Origin of the sequence: Streptomyces phaeolivaceus (assembly GCF_009184865.1) — a bacterium.
GTDB classification, from domain to species: domain Bacteria; phylum Actinomycetota; class Actinomycetes; order Streptomycetales; family Streptomycetaceae; genus Streptomyces; species Streptomyces phaeolivaceus.
Genome location: NZ_CP045096.1, coordinates 3,308,534 through 3,322,009, shown reverse-complemented (window position 1 = coordinate 3,322,009; position 13,476 = coordinate 3,308,534). Strand labels below are relative to the sequence as shown.

17 protein-coding genes are annotated in these 13,476 nt (G+C 71.1%); all 17 read right to left on the bottom strand.

Annotation, left to right across the window (positions count from 1 at the left end):
- Nucleotides 1-342 precede the first annotated feature (342 nt).
- The 17 genes from F9278_RS15510 to F9278_RS15435 all read right to left on the bottom strand — a co-directional run bounded on the left by F9278_RS15510 (nucleotide 343) and on the right by F9278_RS15435 (nucleotide 13,456).
- Complete coding sequence (locus tag F9278_RS15510; RefSeq protein ID WP_152168859.1) at nucleotides 343-2,142, bottom strand: vWA domain-containing protein; 1,800 nt, start codon at nucleotides 2,140-2,142, stop codon at nucleotides 343-345.
- The gene (locus F9278_RS15505; protein WP_193241997.1) at nucleotides 2,139-3,290 is read right to left on the bottom strand and encodes an AAA family ATPase; all 1,152 of its coding nucleotides are present in this window, start codon (nucleotides 3,288-3,290) and stop codon (nucleotides 2,139-2,141) included. Before F9278_RS15505 ends, F9278_RS15510 begins: the two co-directional genes overlap by 4 nt.
- A 194-nt stretch (nucleotides 3,291-3,484) precedes the next feature.
- Nucleotides 3,485-3,706, bottom strand: a complete 222-nt coding sequence (locus F9278_RS15500) for a hypothetical protein (protein WP_152168857.1) — start codon at nucleotides 3,704-3,706, stop codon at nucleotides 3,485-3,487.
- Nucleotides 3,707-3,743: 37 nt separating this feature from the next.
- Nucleotides 3,744-4,931: a hypothetical protein gene (locus F9278_RS15495; RefSeq protein WP_152168856.1), complete on the bottom strand. Its 1,188-nt coding sequence runs from the start codon at nucleotides 4,929-4,931 to the stop codon at nucleotides 3,744-3,746.
- Nucleotides 4,928-5,380, bottom strand: a complete 453-nt coding sequence (locus F9278_RS47080) for a hypothetical protein (protein ID WP_152173885.1) — start codon at nucleotides 5,378-5,380, stop codon at nucleotides 4,928-4,930. The genes F9278_RS15495 and F9278_RS47080 overlap by 4 nt, the downstream gene beginning before the upstream one ends.
- 237 nt (nucleotides 5,381-5,617) lie before the next feature.
- The gene (locus tag F9278_RS15485) at nucleotides 5,618-6,025 is read right to left on the bottom strand and encodes a hypothetical protein (protein ID WP_152168855.1); all 408 of its coding nucleotides are present in this window, start codon (nucleotides 6,023-6,025) and stop codon (nucleotides 5,618-5,620) included.
- Between the two features lie 69 nt (nucleotides 6,026-6,094).
- Nucleotides 6,095-6,847, bottom strand: coding sequence for a glycosyltransferase (locus F9278_RS15480; RefSeq protein WP_152168854.1), 753 nt, complete (start codon nucleotides 6,845-6,847; stop codon nucleotides 6,095-6,097).
- Between the two features lie 49 nt (nucleotides 6,848-6,896).
- Complete coding sequence (locus tag F9278_RS15475; protein WP_226967293.1) at nucleotides 6,897-7,469, bottom strand: hypothetical protein; 573 nt, start codon at nucleotides 7,467-7,469, stop codon at nucleotides 6,897-6,899.
- 86 nt (nucleotides 7,470-7,555) lie between these two features.
- Nucleotides 7,556-8,248: a hypothetical protein gene (locus F9278_RS15470; protein ID WP_152168852.1), complete on the bottom strand. Its 693-nt coding sequence runs from the start codon at nucleotides 8,246-8,248 to the stop codon at nucleotides 7,556-7,558.
- The gene (locus tag F9278_RS15465; RefSeq protein WP_152168851.1) at nucleotides 8,239-8,796 is read right to left on the bottom strand and encodes a hypothetical protein; all 558 of its coding nucleotides are present in this window, start codon (nucleotides 8,794-8,796) and stop codon (nucleotides 8,239-8,241) included. Before F9278_RS15465 ends, F9278_RS15470 begins: the two co-directional genes overlap by 10 nt.
- 146 nt (nucleotides 8,797-8,942) lie before the next feature.
- Entirely contained in the window at nucleotides 8,943-9,086 is a 144-nt protein-coding gene (locus F9278_RS46185; RefSeq protein WP_193241502.1) for a hypothetical protein, read from the bottom strand.
- A gap of 217 nt (nucleotides 9,087-9,303) precedes the next feature.
- On the bottom strand, nucleotides 9,304-10,065 hold the full coding sequence (locus F9278_RS15460) for a hypothetical protein (RefSeq protein ID WP_152168850.1): 762 nt from the start codon (nucleotides 10,063-10,065) through the stop codon (nucleotides 9,304-9,306).
- A 112-nt stretch (nucleotides 10,066-10,177) separates the two neighbouring features.
- Nucleotides 10,178-10,957, bottom strand: coding sequence for a hypothetical protein (locus F9278_RS15455; RefSeq protein WP_193241501.1), 780 nt, complete (start codon nucleotides 10,955-10,957; stop codon nucleotides 10,178-10,180).
- Between the two features lie 213 nt (nucleotides 10,958-11,170).
- Nucleotides 11,171-12,088, bottom strand: a complete 918-nt coding sequence (locus F9278_RS15450; protein WP_152168849.1) for a hypothetical protein — start codon at nucleotides 12,086-12,088, stop codon at nucleotides 11,171-11,173.
- Nucleotides 12,078-12,248, bottom strand: coding sequence for a hypothetical protein (locus F9278_RS46180; RefSeq protein ID WP_193241500.1), 171 nt, complete (start codon nucleotides 12,246-12,248; stop codon nucleotides 12,078-12,080). Before F9278_RS46180 ends, F9278_RS15450 begins: the two co-directional genes overlap by 11 nt.
- A 108-nt stretch (nucleotides 12,249-12,356) precedes the next feature.
- Nucleotides 12,357-12,923 carry a hypothetical protein gene (locus tag F9278_RS15440; RefSeq protein WP_193241499.1) on the bottom strand — a complete coding sequence of 189 codons (567 nt, stop codon included), beginning with the start codon at nucleotides 12,921-12,923 and terminating at the stop codon, nucleotides 12,357-12,359.
- A 26-nt stretch (nucleotides 12,924-12,949) separates the two neighbouring features.
- Nucleotides 12,950-13,456, bottom strand: coding sequence for a hypothetical protein (locus tag F9278_RS15435; protein WP_152168847.1), 507 nt, complete (start codon nucleotides 13,454-13,456; stop codon nucleotides 12,950-12,952).
- Nucleotides 13,457-13,476 lie beyond the last annotated feature (20 nt).

Genomic DNA, 13,476 nt, shown 5'->3' with positions numbered 1-13,476 from the left:
GAGGTGCAGATGGTGCAGTTAACGGAGCAGTCACGCTCGGCGAGCCAGCGGGCGAAGCCGGCCCGCCGGTCGGCAGGTCGGTCGGACAGGTTGTGTGCCACTTCGTGTCCACAGCTGTGGACAATTTTCCAGGTCGTACGGACAGCCATATTCGGGGTGATCTCCTTGCGGTGACGGGCAGTTCAGGGGTTAAGAGCGGGTCTGTGCGGTCGAGCAGACAGATGGTGGTGGCCTGCGTCGTCGCGGAGGGTCGTGCATCAGATGCACGGTTCACGCGGCGGGCGGAGGTGGTCTGGAGTGCTTGGCGGTGGTCCCGGGGACGCTTCCGTCTTCTGCGTCGTCTCAGCGTGTCCTGCGGATGGCGTCTGTGGCCGCCGTGGCGATGGCGACGGGAGCGCTGGAGGGCCGAGGCAGGTGCAGCAAGGTGGTCCCCGGCAAGTGGTGGGATTTCGCGGTGAGGGTGAGCTGGAGTACGGCGCAGCCGGCGGTCGTGAGCTGCTTGACGAGGGTGACGGCAGAAGCGGTTTCGTCGCTGCGGTACCGGGCGTCGGTGACGATCACGAGGAGGCGGCCGGCGCCGGGGCGGCTGAGTTCGAGGCCGTGGTCGAGTGCGTCGATGGCGTCGCCGAGGTTGTGGTGGCCGCCGTTGGCTTCGAACGTCGTCACGCGCTCTGGTGCTCGGTGGGTGGGTCGGGTCAGTGCGGTCAGGTGCCTGTCGTAGGCGATGGTGGCGGTGAGGGAGTCGGGGTCGGTCAGGGCTGCGGCGCGTGCCACGATCCAGGCAGCGGACGCGACGGGCGCGCAGGCGGCACGCATGGAGCCGGAGACGTCGACGGCGATACCCACACGCAGCGGTGGGGTGGGGGAGTTCCGGCGGCGGGTATGGGTGAACGGCTCCGCGGTGGGGACCGAACCGGCCGCGCGCTGAGCGTCGCGGGCGAGGGCCGCGCGCATGTGGAGGCGGCCGGGCGGGGTGGGGCTGGTGGTCCGTTCCTCGGTCCGCTCGCGGTAGGCGGCGGCACGCAGGGCGCGGCTCAGGCGCGCGGCGGCACCCTGCTCTGCGGCGGTCGGTTTGCGGGTGCCGGTGACCGGGTTGCCGGAGGGCGCCGGTGTGCCGTCGGGGGTGACGGTGGTGCCACGGGCGTTGAAGACCGACTTGGCGGTGGCGGCGGCTTTGCGTCGTCGGCCGGCCCGCTGGGCGCGGTCCTGAGCCTGCGCCTTGGACTGCGCGGCCATGGCGTTGGTCGCTGCGGCCTGTGCCGCGAGGTCGGCGGCGTCGGTGGCGGCCGTGCTGTCCATGACGACCCCCACGGCGCCGGACAGCAGATCGGTGAGGTTCTCCGGCACGGGCAGGGCGGGGGCTGCGGCGTCCAGAGCGTCGCACCATTTTTGACCGTGCGCGAGCATGGTCGTGGCGTCGTGGTCGGCGCACCGGTGGGCTGCGGTCCAGATGCGGGTGAGGGTGGCCAACAGGTCTGCGCCCAGCACCTTCTCGCACAGATCGGCGACGGCCCGGGTCTCGCCGGCGTCCAGGATGCCGACGTCACGGCGGCCGAGGACCAGAGCCGCCACGCCGGCGGCGTGCTCGATGCCCTGGAGCGTGGGGTGGGCGATGTCGGGCATGACCAGGATTCGGGCACTGGTGCGCAGGTACGTGCGGTCCGTGGGCCGCGTGATCAGATGCGCGCCTTCGACACGGCTCTCCTCCAGCAGGAGCGCGGCCTCGACGACACGGGGGTCCGCTCCGGCAGGCTGCGTCCAGACGGAGTGGGCCGCGTGCGCGGCCTCGTGGACGAACACTCCCCAGGCGGCGGGATACCGCTCCTCGTCGCCCACGATCCGCGGATGGATCTCGTGAGGCTGGAGCGGGGCGAACAGGCCGGCGTCGAACTCGACCTCGCCCAGAGTGGGGAAGAACGCGGCCGGTGCACCGCTGCGCGTGCCGGGGCGGCAGGTGACGAGGAGGTCCTGGCGGCCGGAGAGGTCGACCAGCCGGTCGCCGAGTTCGGCTCCCACGCGCAGCCACGCGTCAGGGGAGGAACGGGGTTGCGCGGGCGGGGCGCCGTCGTCGTCCCAGCGCGCGAGGTCGGCGTCGTCGTCCCGGATGGTGGCGGGGGACTGGACGTGGTGGTGGGCGCTCAACGCGAGCGGCCCCGGTGCGCGGAGCCGGTGCTGCCCGGGGGCCGGCGGACGGCTGAGGCGGGGAGCTGCTTGCCGAGGGTGAGGGGCGCGATCTTCTTGACGCCGGCAGCCTTGATGACGGCGGCGGCGACGGCGTCGCGATCCTCCACAGGAGCGATGCCGACCAGGTTCGCGAGCGCGGCCTTGGTGCCGAGGACGGCCTCGGTCTTCTGGTAGCTGAGCAGTTCCCGCAGTTGGGGGGCCCAGCCCAGCTCGCCGAGTTCGACCTCGTGGGCGAGGTGTCGGGCGACCCGGACCACCCGGGCATCGATCCTCAAGGCCAGGGCGAGGTCATAGTCCGTGCCGATCTGGATCTGCACGCTGAACCGGCTCGCGAGCGCCTCCGTCAACACCGCGCCGTGGACGCCGGGATTGTGGCCCGCCACCACGTAGAAGCCCGGCTCGGCCTTGATGGTCTCGCCCTTGTGGGCCTTGACCTGGATCTGCCTGCGCCCGTCCATCGCGGGATACAGCGCCGCCAGGACCTTCGGTGAGATCAAGGTGGCATCGTCGATCAGCAGGGCGCGGCCCTCGGTCATCGCGGTGACCAGCGGACCGTACTGGAAGACGTAGGCTCCCGCGTCGTCCTGTGTGTACTCGCCGATCAAGTCGCCGACCGTGGTGTCGCCGTCACCGGCGACGGTGAGCAGGTCCTCGAACGCCGCCTCGACCAGACTCGTCTTGCCGGTGCCTGGAGGGCCGTAGAGCAGCACCGGCACGTCGGCGTCGCGCAGGCGATTCAGCGCCTCGACGTCGGGCAGATCGGCCAGCTCCCGGGGGTGGTAGAGCTGGCCCCCCGCGCGGCGGATCGGGCCGGTCTGCTTCGGCGTGGTTGCGGCGGGAATGGTCGTGCGGGCCGTGGGGGCCGTGGCCGCCTGGGCGCGGGGAGCGTGGGTGCCCGGTGGGCTGATCACAGCGGTCTGCGCGGCTGCGGCGGTTTTCGCGTTCGCGCGGAACTCCGGTTGTCCCATTCCGCCTTGGTCGGCCTCGCCGCGTCGCACCAGGGTGAGGGCGGCGTTGCGCACAGCGCCGTGGGAGTGGCCCAGCTGCCGGGCCATGTCCCCGATGGTGAGCGTGTCCGCCGGCCGGTCGGCCAGCAGTCGGGCCACCTTGGCCCGTAGTTCGCCGCCCTTGGTCCGCGCTGGAGGGGTAGGTGTTCCGGGTGTGGTCAAGAACGAGGTTCCTTCAACAGGTGCGGTTGCGGGCGGGGTTGGCGATGCGCTGGAGAGGCCGGCCGCTCTCGGAGCGGATCACGGACTGTGCCGACATCGGCGACCGGCCTGCCGGGGCGTGCCGTCGGTGCTCACCGGTCGGCCGAGGGCTCGGTGCAGGTGCAGGGGATGGCCGGCGACGAGCAGCTCGCCGGCTGCCGGGCAGGCCCGTGCGTCCGCTGCGTACCGGGTTCCGTCGCTCGGCAGGCGCAGCCGGGCGTCTCTTCGAAGCCGGCCTGGAGCAGGATCCGCCGGGCGGCGGCGTTGTAGCCGGTGGTGGTGATCTCGCCGGTGATGGCGTGCCGAATCGTCATGAACGGCTCTGCTGGTGCTTCGGGCAAGGCGGATCTCCTAGCGGTGGCGGGCGGGCGTGCTGGTGCGGGGCGGCGGAGTGGGGGGTGTGGTGTCCACGGCGGGGCGCGGGCGGATTCGCAGCACGGGGGTGCGGTGCGGAGGCAGGACGGCGACGGTCGCGCCGAGGTCCTCGGCCGCCTCCTCGACTTCGCGGGTGAGGAACTCGATCTGCCGGCCCAGCGCCGCAAGGCGGGCGGCGATCTGGCGGCCCTGCACGGTCTCCAGCGCGCCGGCGAACTGGCCACTCGTTTCGAGGAGTTCCTGGAGACGGACCATCGGCCCCGAGATGTAGCCGCGCTGGACGGCGCCGAGGAGAGCTTCGGAGGCGTCTCCTGAGGTCCGGCCTTCGACCACGTCGCGGATGAGTTCCTGCAGCGACACCTCCGGGGCGGGCGCAGGGCGGTTGAACCGGGAGACGTCCGCGCGCAGCACACCGGGCGGGACCGGGGCAGGCAGTGCCTTCCCTGCCTCGTATTCGTGGGCGTAGTGCCCGATCACCTGCCAGCCCGGCGCGTCCGGGTCACCTCGCAGCGCGACCAGCGTCGAGTCGTCGCTCTCGACGAGGTGGGCGAGGGTGATCGGCTGCCCGTCGGCGGCGTACCACGACTCGGTCAGCTCCAGCTCGCCCCGCTGCTGCGCGGCCCGGGCCCTCTCCGTCCACATCCGCTGTTCCTCGCCCGTCAGCGGGGCCCTGGGGTGGTGCTTGGTCTGGTCGGCGAGGTCGCCGACGACGGAGCTGTGATCCGCCCAGGCGGCGAGGTGCGGCCACAGGGTCGAGTGCTGCGTGCGTTCGGCCGGGGAGCCAGGGGCGGCCGGCCGGTCGAGGGCCCGGCGAATCTCGGCGGCGGAAGCGGCCAGGCCGTCCAGCACGGCCCGCCACCCGGCCAGGTGCCGGGCGGGTGGCAGCTCGTCGAGGACACTGCGGGCGGCGTCGAGCAGAGTGTCGGCGTGCGGGGCGAGGTGTGTGGTGTACGCCTCCACCGCCGCCCTGTTGCGGTGGGCTCGTGCGGCTGCCGCGGCGCCTGTGTGGACGGTGCGACCGTAGCGGTCGCATGCCATGTCGAGCGCGACCTCGAACTCGCGGTCGATGACCGCCATCCGCAGCCGGAAATTGCGTGCACCGTCCGCGAGATCCGGTGTCACCGGGACGGAGCCGTCCGGGGCCGGATTGCTCGCGGGCGTCATCGGGACCGTCCACTGCCCGAGGCCGTCAGGTGGACGGTCGGTGCGTAGACGGGCTTCGGTGGGATCGGTCGGGCCGAGGGCGGGGAAGTGGTGGGCGGTGTGGCGCGCTGCGTCGTTCGGCCGGCTGCTGCTTGGGCGAGACGACTGCGGCGCTCCTGCAGCCCGTTCGGCCGGTCCGGGCGCGGTGAGCCGGCGGAGAGGGACGGGCCGGGGCGAATGTCGGCCTGCACGCTGTAGCCGAGGCTGCGCAGGTCGTGGACGGCTTGGCGGGTACGGCGCAGCCCATCGCGTTCCGGCTCGGTGAGCCGGTACAGGCCCGGTGAAAAGGGGACGGGCTCGAACTGCTCGCGGACGAGGAACCACTCGGCCAGGTGAGGGGTGAAGCTCGGTGCGGCGGTGGCGACGAAACCGTGCTCGGGATGGGCACGGAAGCGGAAGTGATCGGACAGGGAAGGATTCCTTCTTTCTGCTGGTCAGCGCCGAGGGGACGGCGGACGGGTCGTGGTACGCCGAGCTGGTCTCAAAGGGGCGGGTCCGCCGGCGGAGGGCCGGGCGTGCTGTCGCTTCCGTCGTCCCGTTCGGCGAATCCGGCCTGGTCCAAGGCGGTGTTGGCCCACTGGCACCGCCTGCCGTGGGCGATGGCGGCCAGGGGGTTCGGGGGCATTCCCGGGGCCTGCTGGTGTCGTTCAGCGGCGGTTCGGCTGCCGTGACTGGACGGCGGCTGGCTGGGTCCGTGGGCCGGTCGTGCGCGGTGCGGACGGCCCAGGCGGTGCCGGGGCGGAGGTCGCGCGCAGGGCGGCGGCGGTGTGGCGCAGGCGTGCGCGGGCCGCGACATATTTCTCGGCCGTCATGATCCGCAGGACTTCGGGGTCGTTGCGCAGAGGCGAGTGGGCGAGATCCTCCACGACCTCGCGCTGGAAGCCGGTCGTGGCGGAGGTCAGGGCTTCGGCGAGTGTGTCCAGAACTCGCTTGATACCGGCGGCGGCCCGGGCGAGCTGGACCAGGGCGAAGCGTTCGGGCTGGTAGACCGTCTGCGGTGTGGTGAACCGTTCCTGTGCGTGTTCGAAGGTGTGCTGCAGATGGTGGGCCAGCACGCCGATGTCGTCGGTGAGCGAGACGCCTGGCCAGATAGTCGAATGTGGCCGGTGTGACGGAGGAAGACATCAGACCACCCCGGCCGCAGCGCTTGTGTCCCGGGCGCGGAGGGCGGCTCGCAGGCTGCGTCCGTAGTTCCACGCATGCCGCCGAGCCTCCGGCTCCAGGACGTCATAGGCGTCCTGGCGGGTCATCTGGCCAGGGTGTTTGCGGTACCGGTAGACCGGCTGGGGAAGCAGGATCCCGGGGGCGAGGCTGGTGACGCCGAGGGCGGCACAGTAGTCCTCGCCCTGGACGAGCCCGCCCATCGGAGCGGCGCGCACCAGGTCGGTGTGGGCGAGGATCGTGGTCGGCCCGATGGGGATGGTGTCCGCCGGTGATTTCCAGTACGTCCACACGTCGCCGGCTTCGTGCCGGCCGGGCGGGGCGGGGCATCGCCACAGGGTGGTCGAGCCGTCGGGGTGCCGGTCCTCGCTCCATCCCGCACACCAGCCGACCCCGGTCGATTCCAGGATGTTCAGCCGTACGGACATGGCGTCGTCGGTGAACTCGTCATCGTCGTCTGCCCAGTTGGTGTACCGGGTGCGGACATGGGCGAGGGCCAGGTTCCGGGCGCAGGCGGCGCCGACCGGGCGGGGCAGAGCGAGCGTGCGGACGCGGGAGTCCTGCGCGAGCGGGTCGGGCAGGCGGTCCGGCGATGCACCGTCGAGTGCGATCACGGCCTCCCACGGCACGGACTGCCGGGTGAGGCTGGCGTGCATGGCGGTCAGGTAGTCGAGCCGGTCTTCGCGCAGGCGGCTGGCGATGACGACGGTGATCAGGGGCGGGGTGTGCGAGGGCAGGGGGAGGCTCCGGGAAGACGGGAGTGAACTAGCGGCGCGTGGCGGGACGCGGGGCGTGGGCCTTCGCCGGGGATGCAGCGGGAGCGCCTGGGGGCGGCGTGCTGTGCGATGCCCGGATAACCGGTGCGGGGTCGAGGGAGGACCAGGCCGCCGGGTGGTCGGTGAAGCCGGTGCGCGGGTCGACGGCCCAGTCCACGACCGGGCCGATGTCCTCGTGGAGGAGGCTGATCACCTCGATGCCCTCCTTGTGCAGGATGTACCCCCACTGCATGTCCTGCTCGTCGGCGGTCTCGTCGGTGACCGACATGCGCACCGGCGGGGAGCCGTCCGGGGTGATGAGGTGGTCGAGGTGACGGCTGGGCCACTGCTCGCCGCCGGTCAGCGCGGCCACGAGCGAGGGCGGGGCGCCGTCGAGGAGGTCGGTGCCGAGCTCGTCCCAGCCGACGGCGACGTCGTCGATGAGGTGACGGGACATGGCTTCCACGTCGCGTCCGAACTTGTACTGGTAGGCGGCCAGGAGCAGCGGGAGGTGGTGGCTGGGTACGCCGTCGAGCTGGACGTAAATGCCGCTGTATCCCGTTCCGGTGGTGGGGCGGGCGATGAAGGAGCGCGTGGCCAGAGGGTTCTCCAAGGACGTGCAGGCGGGCGGTGGTTGACCCCTGCGGGGTCAGGGGTGGTGGTTCTGGCTCACCGGCCCATCCCCTTGCGGGGGTTGACTCGGGGAAGGGGTGGGTGGGAGCGCGGTCCTTCGGCGTAGTGCATGACGATGTGGAAGTCGCGATGGCGCAGGTACTGCACGGCCCTGACCAGCTGATGCCGGGTCTGCGTGGGTGTGAGGGTGTCGGGGAGGTGGCATTCGCCGGTGGCCGGGTCGAGCAGGAAACCACCGCGGAGCAGAGCGCTGTTGGCGCCGATGTAGCCGGAGCGGATCCGCGGACGCCGGTCGGCGTCGAAGGCGACGTGGACCTGGAGGTGGCCGGGGCTGCTGCGCCGGATCGCGGTGGGGGAGGTGAAGCGGTAGTCGTGCAGCAGCCGGCGCTTCAGCAGGGCCGTGGCCCGGACGGGGTCGGCGGGTACGGCGATGCCGCGCGGGGCCCTCAGGCCCCGGACGTGCTGGTGGCTGGTGTTGGCGGGCAGCATCGGCAGCGCCAGATACTCGCCCGGCCGGTGAGGGCGGGGCATGACGTACAGCTGCAGCCCCCAGTGATGAGTGAGCACGCTGCGCTCGACGTCGTCGGTCTCGAAGGAGGCATATGGAAGGGAGCCGCTGTCCCAGATCCGGTTGGCGGCCGGATCGTCGGCGATGGCTACCGCAGTGCTAGAGGGGCGCCAGCCGGGGAGCCGTTCGGCGAGTGTGTCGGTGAACTCGGTTATGTGCAAGGGCGGTTCCTCGGGCGGTGCGTCGTTGGAGTGGAAGGTGCAGGCGGCGGCGTGGTGAGGATCGGTGCCGTCCAGGTGTCGGCTGCGGTGCGCAGCTGTTTCGATGCACGGGCCAGGTGCGTACGGGCGCCGACCATGCGGTCCGCGAGTGCGTCACGCGTGGCGGCGGTCGCCCGGGCCCTAGCGGGGCTCGGCGCCTGGTGGGCGAGGTCGGCCAAGCGGCCGAGGTGGTGGACGGCCGAGCCGAGCGCCGCGAGCGCAGCTGCGGTGGGTTCGGCGGCGCTGGCGATCGCGAGGGCGGTGCGGCGGCTGATGGTCGTGACCCGGTTCGGGTAGCGGGTGGCGGCCCGGTGCCGGAAGGCGTGCTCGCCGGCCAGGTAGCCGAGCAGGCGGGCGAGGTGGCGGACCTCGTCGTCGAGGATCTCGCTCAGCCCCGGATCGGGGGGCGACGTGAACTGGTCGGGGAGCGGGAGATGGTCGGCGACGGTGTTGAGCCGGTCGGCCACGGAGTGCAGCAGCAATCGCTGGTCGAGGTCGGACAGCGGCATCTCCGAGAGAGGGATCGGCCGGGCTACCGCCGGGCTGTGGCCGGCGGGTTCGGCGGCGTCGGCGGCAGATCGGGCCTGGTCGTCGGTGGAAGGGTCGGCTGGGCGGAGATCGGTGGGGCGGCGTGGCGGAAGCTGACGCCGATGCCCTAACTGGTGAGCAGCCGCACGGCGGTCTGGATGAGCACGGCGCGGTCGCTGGTGCTGTAGGAGGCGGGCAGGACGAACGCCGCCTCGTGCGGGCTGTACTGGAAACGGCAGCCGAACAGCACCATGCGGGCGTCTTCGGGCACCGACCGATACGGTGCGCCTATGACCCCGTCGGGGTACCAGCTCAGCGTGAGGGTGTGGGCGACCTCCGGTGCGGGCAACCGGTGCGGGGGCTCGGGCTGGGTTCGCTCAACCGGTGGTTCCTGGGAGGAGGGAAGCCTTCGTACTTTCGGAACCACTGCCCAGGCAGGTGCTGGGCGAGGGTGGTGGTGAAGGCGGACAGGTCGGTGCGGGATGCGCTCATGGGTGCCTGAGGCGTTGGGCGGCCTGGTGGTAGCGGGGCAGGAGCCGCCGGGAGACCGTGTGTGCGGCGCGGACGGCCTCGGAGGGGACCGCGATCGCGTGCGGGGCGTTGTCGTCGCCGAAGTAGTCGTGGGTGATGCCGTGCAGGGACAGCGCGCCGACGAGGACCTGGTCGCGGTGCAGCGGGCGGTCGATCATGACAAGCTCAAGGCGATCGGGGCCGGTGAGGATCGCGGCGCGGGGAACGCGGAATTGCATCCAGGCGCTGGCCAGAGACGCGTTGTCCCACAGGTCGTCGAAGAAGTCGAGCTGGCTGTCCGGATCGGCGAAGTCGGTTACGTGGCAAGCCCATTCGCCGGGCAGACGGTGACACAGGCCATGGGCGAGGGACTCCAGATCGCTGCCAAAGGTCGCGATGCGGACGGCCTCACGCTGGTAACGGCGGTACTCCCGTTGCTGGTTGTCGCGCCACAGTTCGTCGACTCGCTTGCCCGCAGCGGGAGAACCGGCGTCCGCGAGGATGCGGGGCAGGTGGTATTCCACGCCGATGCCTTGCCGGTCGGCATCGGCGAGGAACCGCCTGAGCCGGGCCGGAACGTCCTGGTCGTACCTGTCGTGGATCAGGATGGAGCCGAAGACACCGCGTGGGCGCCAGAAGCCGTGCTCTGCCAGGAGCGTGTGGGCTGCCGCGGGGGCGTCGGTGCTGGTGACGGCGATGACACCGACCTGTTCATGATCGCCGAGGCTGATGGGGGGCATGCGCTCGCCTCCGGGTCCGTCGGCGCCGGGCAACGTGGCGCTCGTGCGGGTGGAGTTGGTACCGGACGTTGATGAGAAGGTCAGCTCCTGCGGCCGGTACGGCGTCGGCTGTTCAGCGGGTTCTGGCACGTGTACCTCGTAGTGTCGGGAGGGCGGGGGCTGGATCGGTTCTCGCCGTGAGCGGGTGCTTCTTCAACCTCGTGGCAGCCTCGTGATCAGGCATGCTGCGTCGGTCGAGGTCTGCTCGCGCAGGCGGAGTCGATGACGGTGCGCCCGGGGCGGGGAGGGGGTGTGTGCCGCCGATGAGGGAGGGGCGGCCGTCGAGTTCGTCGAGCCAGCTCAGGAGTTTGGGCAGGTTCTTGTCGGGCCCGAACGCGAGGTAGGTGCCGTCGGCGCTGTCGCAGCCGAACCACTCGGCTATCCCCAGCCTGATCCGGGAGTTGACGCGGCCCATGTGCACGCCTTTGCTGCGGGCCTTCGCCTCGCGGGCGAGCTGTTCGGCTACGGGGCCGAGTTTCCACTCGGTCGATCCGGCCAGGAACAGGACGTCGAAGTCGTCCCAGGGCAGCAGCCCGGGGGCATCGCAGCCGTCCTGGGCCGCGTAGGCCGCGGGCATGCCTAGGTCGCGGATGCGGGCCAGCCACGGCAGGGACTCGGTGAGGGTGCCGGCGGCGTCGAACGGCTGGTCCGGGGCGAGCGCCCACAGGCAGCGATCCGGCCCGTACCGTTCAACGGTCCGGCGCAGCCAGGCGAACCACGCTTCGGCGCCGGGCCAGTAGCGGCCACGTCCGTCGCTGCCGAACTTGGAGTTGTCACAGGCATACAGCGCACCCTCGGGGATCCGGCTGCCTTGCGCGGGTGTGGTCATGCAGCCGATGCGTCCGGCGCTCATCGCAGCCCGTATCTCAGGCCCCGAGGGAGTGCCGAGGTAGCGCACCGTGGACCTCCCCGGAGGCGCCGCCGACCGCTGTCCGGGTCACCTGCCGGCCGGGCGGAAGTCTGCGAAGTGGAGCCTGTGGCTGGTGGACCTCGCCATTTCGGGAAGGCGGCACGTTCCTGGTCTTTGAGCCGGGCGAGGGCGCGGTGAGCGTCGGGTGTGCCGGGTTCACCGTGTGCGGCGGGGCATGGGGGTGGTCGCCGTCGGTGGCCCCGGGCTCGGGCCGGGCGGGAGACCGGTCCGGGTGGTCCGGCGCGCGGGGGCCAGGGCACGCATGCGGTCGACAGCGGTGTGCAGGTCCTCGCCGAGACTGCGCAGGGTGGCCGCGGCGTCCTGGAGGTCGTGGTGGAGGTCGAATCCGTCGTCCTGCTCGGATTCCTTGGCCTTTTCCGCGGCTGCTTCGAAGAACTCGCCGAGCCGTTCCAGCAGGCCGCTGGTGGGGTCCAGGATCTGGTGCAGCATCGCGGCGGCGTCCGTGGGTGACTCGGTGGCGTTGAGCCGGTCGGTGAGCGCGAGGAGTACGTCGCCGTAGACGAAGGTGCGGTCCGCGTTGCCGGAGACGTCCAGGGGTTTGGGGGTGCGGAGCGTCGGCTCAGTTGCGGACATGGTCGTACGGGCGGTGGGCGAGGAGGGAGTTGGCAGCAGCCCGAGCTGGTCGAGGCGATGTTCGATCGCCTCGACCAGGGGCTGGGCGCTGCCGCCATGCCGGGTTTCGGGCCGGTCAGGTGCACCGGGGTCGTCGGAGGGCACCGAGTCGTAGAGGACCTCGAACACCGAGGGGTCGTCAGGGTGCTCGCGGGTCGCGATCCAGCCCTCCGGGCTTCCGGGCGGGCGGTCGGAGGAAGGCTCCTGCGGCGGACCGATGATCAGGTAACTGTTGTCGGGGAGTGATACGCGCACGATGTAGGCGCTGAGCCCGAACTCGATGTCGCACTCCAGCCCGCGCTCTCGCAGCGGCGTGGTGATGTGCGCGTGGCGGTGCCACAGCTCCTGCCACCACAGGGTGTCCACGTTGTGATGGTCGGGAAGCGGTGCGAGCGCAGCCGCGCGGCGGGCGTCTGGAGTGCTCTCCCGGTCAGCGGCCACGGTTCCTCCTGCGGGAGGCCGGCGTGCGGTGGGGCGGAGGTATCCGGCGAGCGGGGTCGGCTTTCGGCTTCGGCACCGGACTGAAATCGAGTTCGTACTCGTCGTAGGCGGCGATCAGGCCGTGCTCCATCTGGGCTTCGCGTTCGGCGATCTGTGCCATGAGGTCGTCGTGCTCGGCCTGGCACTGCTGGTAGTCGGCCCAGTCGGCGTCGCTGAAGTGGGCGGGGCGGTTCAGAGGACTCCTTGAAGGGGTGGGGATCGGCCCGGGTCAGCGGTGGCGACCGCCCGGTCTGGGCGGCGGCGCCGGGCTCTGGCGGCGGGAGGGCGTGAGGAGGAAGCGGTGGAAGTCGAGGTGGTCGGTGAGTTCCTGGACTGCGTCACCGAGCGCCTGCGACGCGCGCCGCAGACGGGAACGCGCCGTCGCGTGTTCGATGATCATGCGGTTGTCCCGGACGTAACTGTCGTTCTCTCCGCGCGGCCGGGGCAGGGAGAGCGCGGTCTGCGCGGTCTCGGCGAAGTGCGGTACGGCCTGGCTCGACAGGGTGACCGACGACGCCAGATGGGCGAGGACGGCGCTGCCGACACGGTTCGTACTGGAGGTGGTCCGGGCGAAGTCTGCGGTCAGCTGGACGACATCACGGGCGAGAGCCTGTGCGTCGGTGACGTGCTGGAGAAGCGCGGTGTAGGACGGCGAGGCCGGGACATGACCGGTGTCGTCCAGCAGCTCCCACTGCTCGAACGCGCCGGAGAGTTTGCCCCTTACGGCGTTGAGCGCGTCGATGAGGTGGAGGGTGGTGGCGCGCGGGATCAGATCACGCTGGATATCAGGTTTCATGAGTCTTTTGCGTGTCTGTAGTGCCGTCAGTTCGGCGTGGGCGTGTCGGCAATGGGGCTGCTGCCTAGTAGCGAAGCGTTGATCTTGAACTGGTTTGCGGTGGCGTAGATCGCGGCGCGAGCCTGATCGATGTCCTGCTTCAACAACAGGAGCAGATCTTTCGGGGCTTTGATCTGCGCATCCGTGGGAGGCACAAAGGAGCGGTGGTGGGAGCTGATGTGGTCCATGGCCTTGGCCAGGCAGTGGAGGGCGAGACCCAGAGGCGCTGCACACTTGCGAATAGCCGTCGCGTGCATGGCGCGGTCGCTGCCCTGGCCGTTGAAACTGGTGAGCAGGTCATCGGCGAGGCAGTTCAATTCCCAGGCGATCTGCACGAGCGCCGCATCGATCGCGTTGCTGATGGCCTCGCCCTGTCCTCCGGCGACGGACTGGGGGAGTTGGTCTGCGCACCTTTCGAGGCTCCGCGCCGATGCCCGGAGGCAGTCGGGGTTCGTTCTACGAATGTCATGGGGGTAGGTGGAGGTGTCGTACATCCCTGTCCTGTGCGTATCCC

What these genes read in the sequence shown, in the direction of transcription:
- F9278_RS15500 (WP_152168857.1), bottom strand. Translation starts at nt 3,706, where the DNA reads ATGACGATTCGGCACGCCATCACCGGCGAGATCACCACCACCGGCTAC.
- F9278_RS15495 (WP_152168856.1), bottom strand. Translation starts at nt 4,931, where the DNA reads ATGACGCCCGCGAGCAATCCGGCCCCGGACGGCTCCGTCCCGGTGACA.
- F9278_RS15465 (WP_152168851.1), bottom strand. Translation starts at nt 8,796, where the DNA reads ATGCCGCTGTCCGACCTCGACCAGCGATTGCTGCTGCACTCCGTGGCC.
- F9278_RS15460 (WP_152168850.1), bottom strand. Translation starts at nt 10,065, where the DNA reads ATGCCCCCCATCAGCCTCGGCGATCATGAACAGGTCGGTGTCATCGCC.
- F9278_RS15455 (WP_193241501.1), bottom strand. Translation starts at nt 10,957, where the DNA reads ATGAGCGCCGGACGCATCGGCTGCATGACCACACCCGCGCAAGGCAGC.
- F9278_RS46180 (WP_193241500.1), bottom strand. Translation starts at nt 12,248, where the DNA reads ATGGCACAGATCGCCGAACGCGAAGCCCAGATGGAGCACGGCCTGATC.
- F9278_RS15440 (WP_193241499.1), bottom strand. Translation starts at nt 12,923, where the DNA reads ATGAAACCTGATATCCAGCGTGATCTGATCCCGCGCGCCACCACCCTC.
- F9278_RS15435 (WP_152168847.1), bottom strand. Translation starts at nt 13,456, where the DNA reads ATGTACGACACCTCCACCTACCCCCATGACATTCGTAGAACGAACCCC.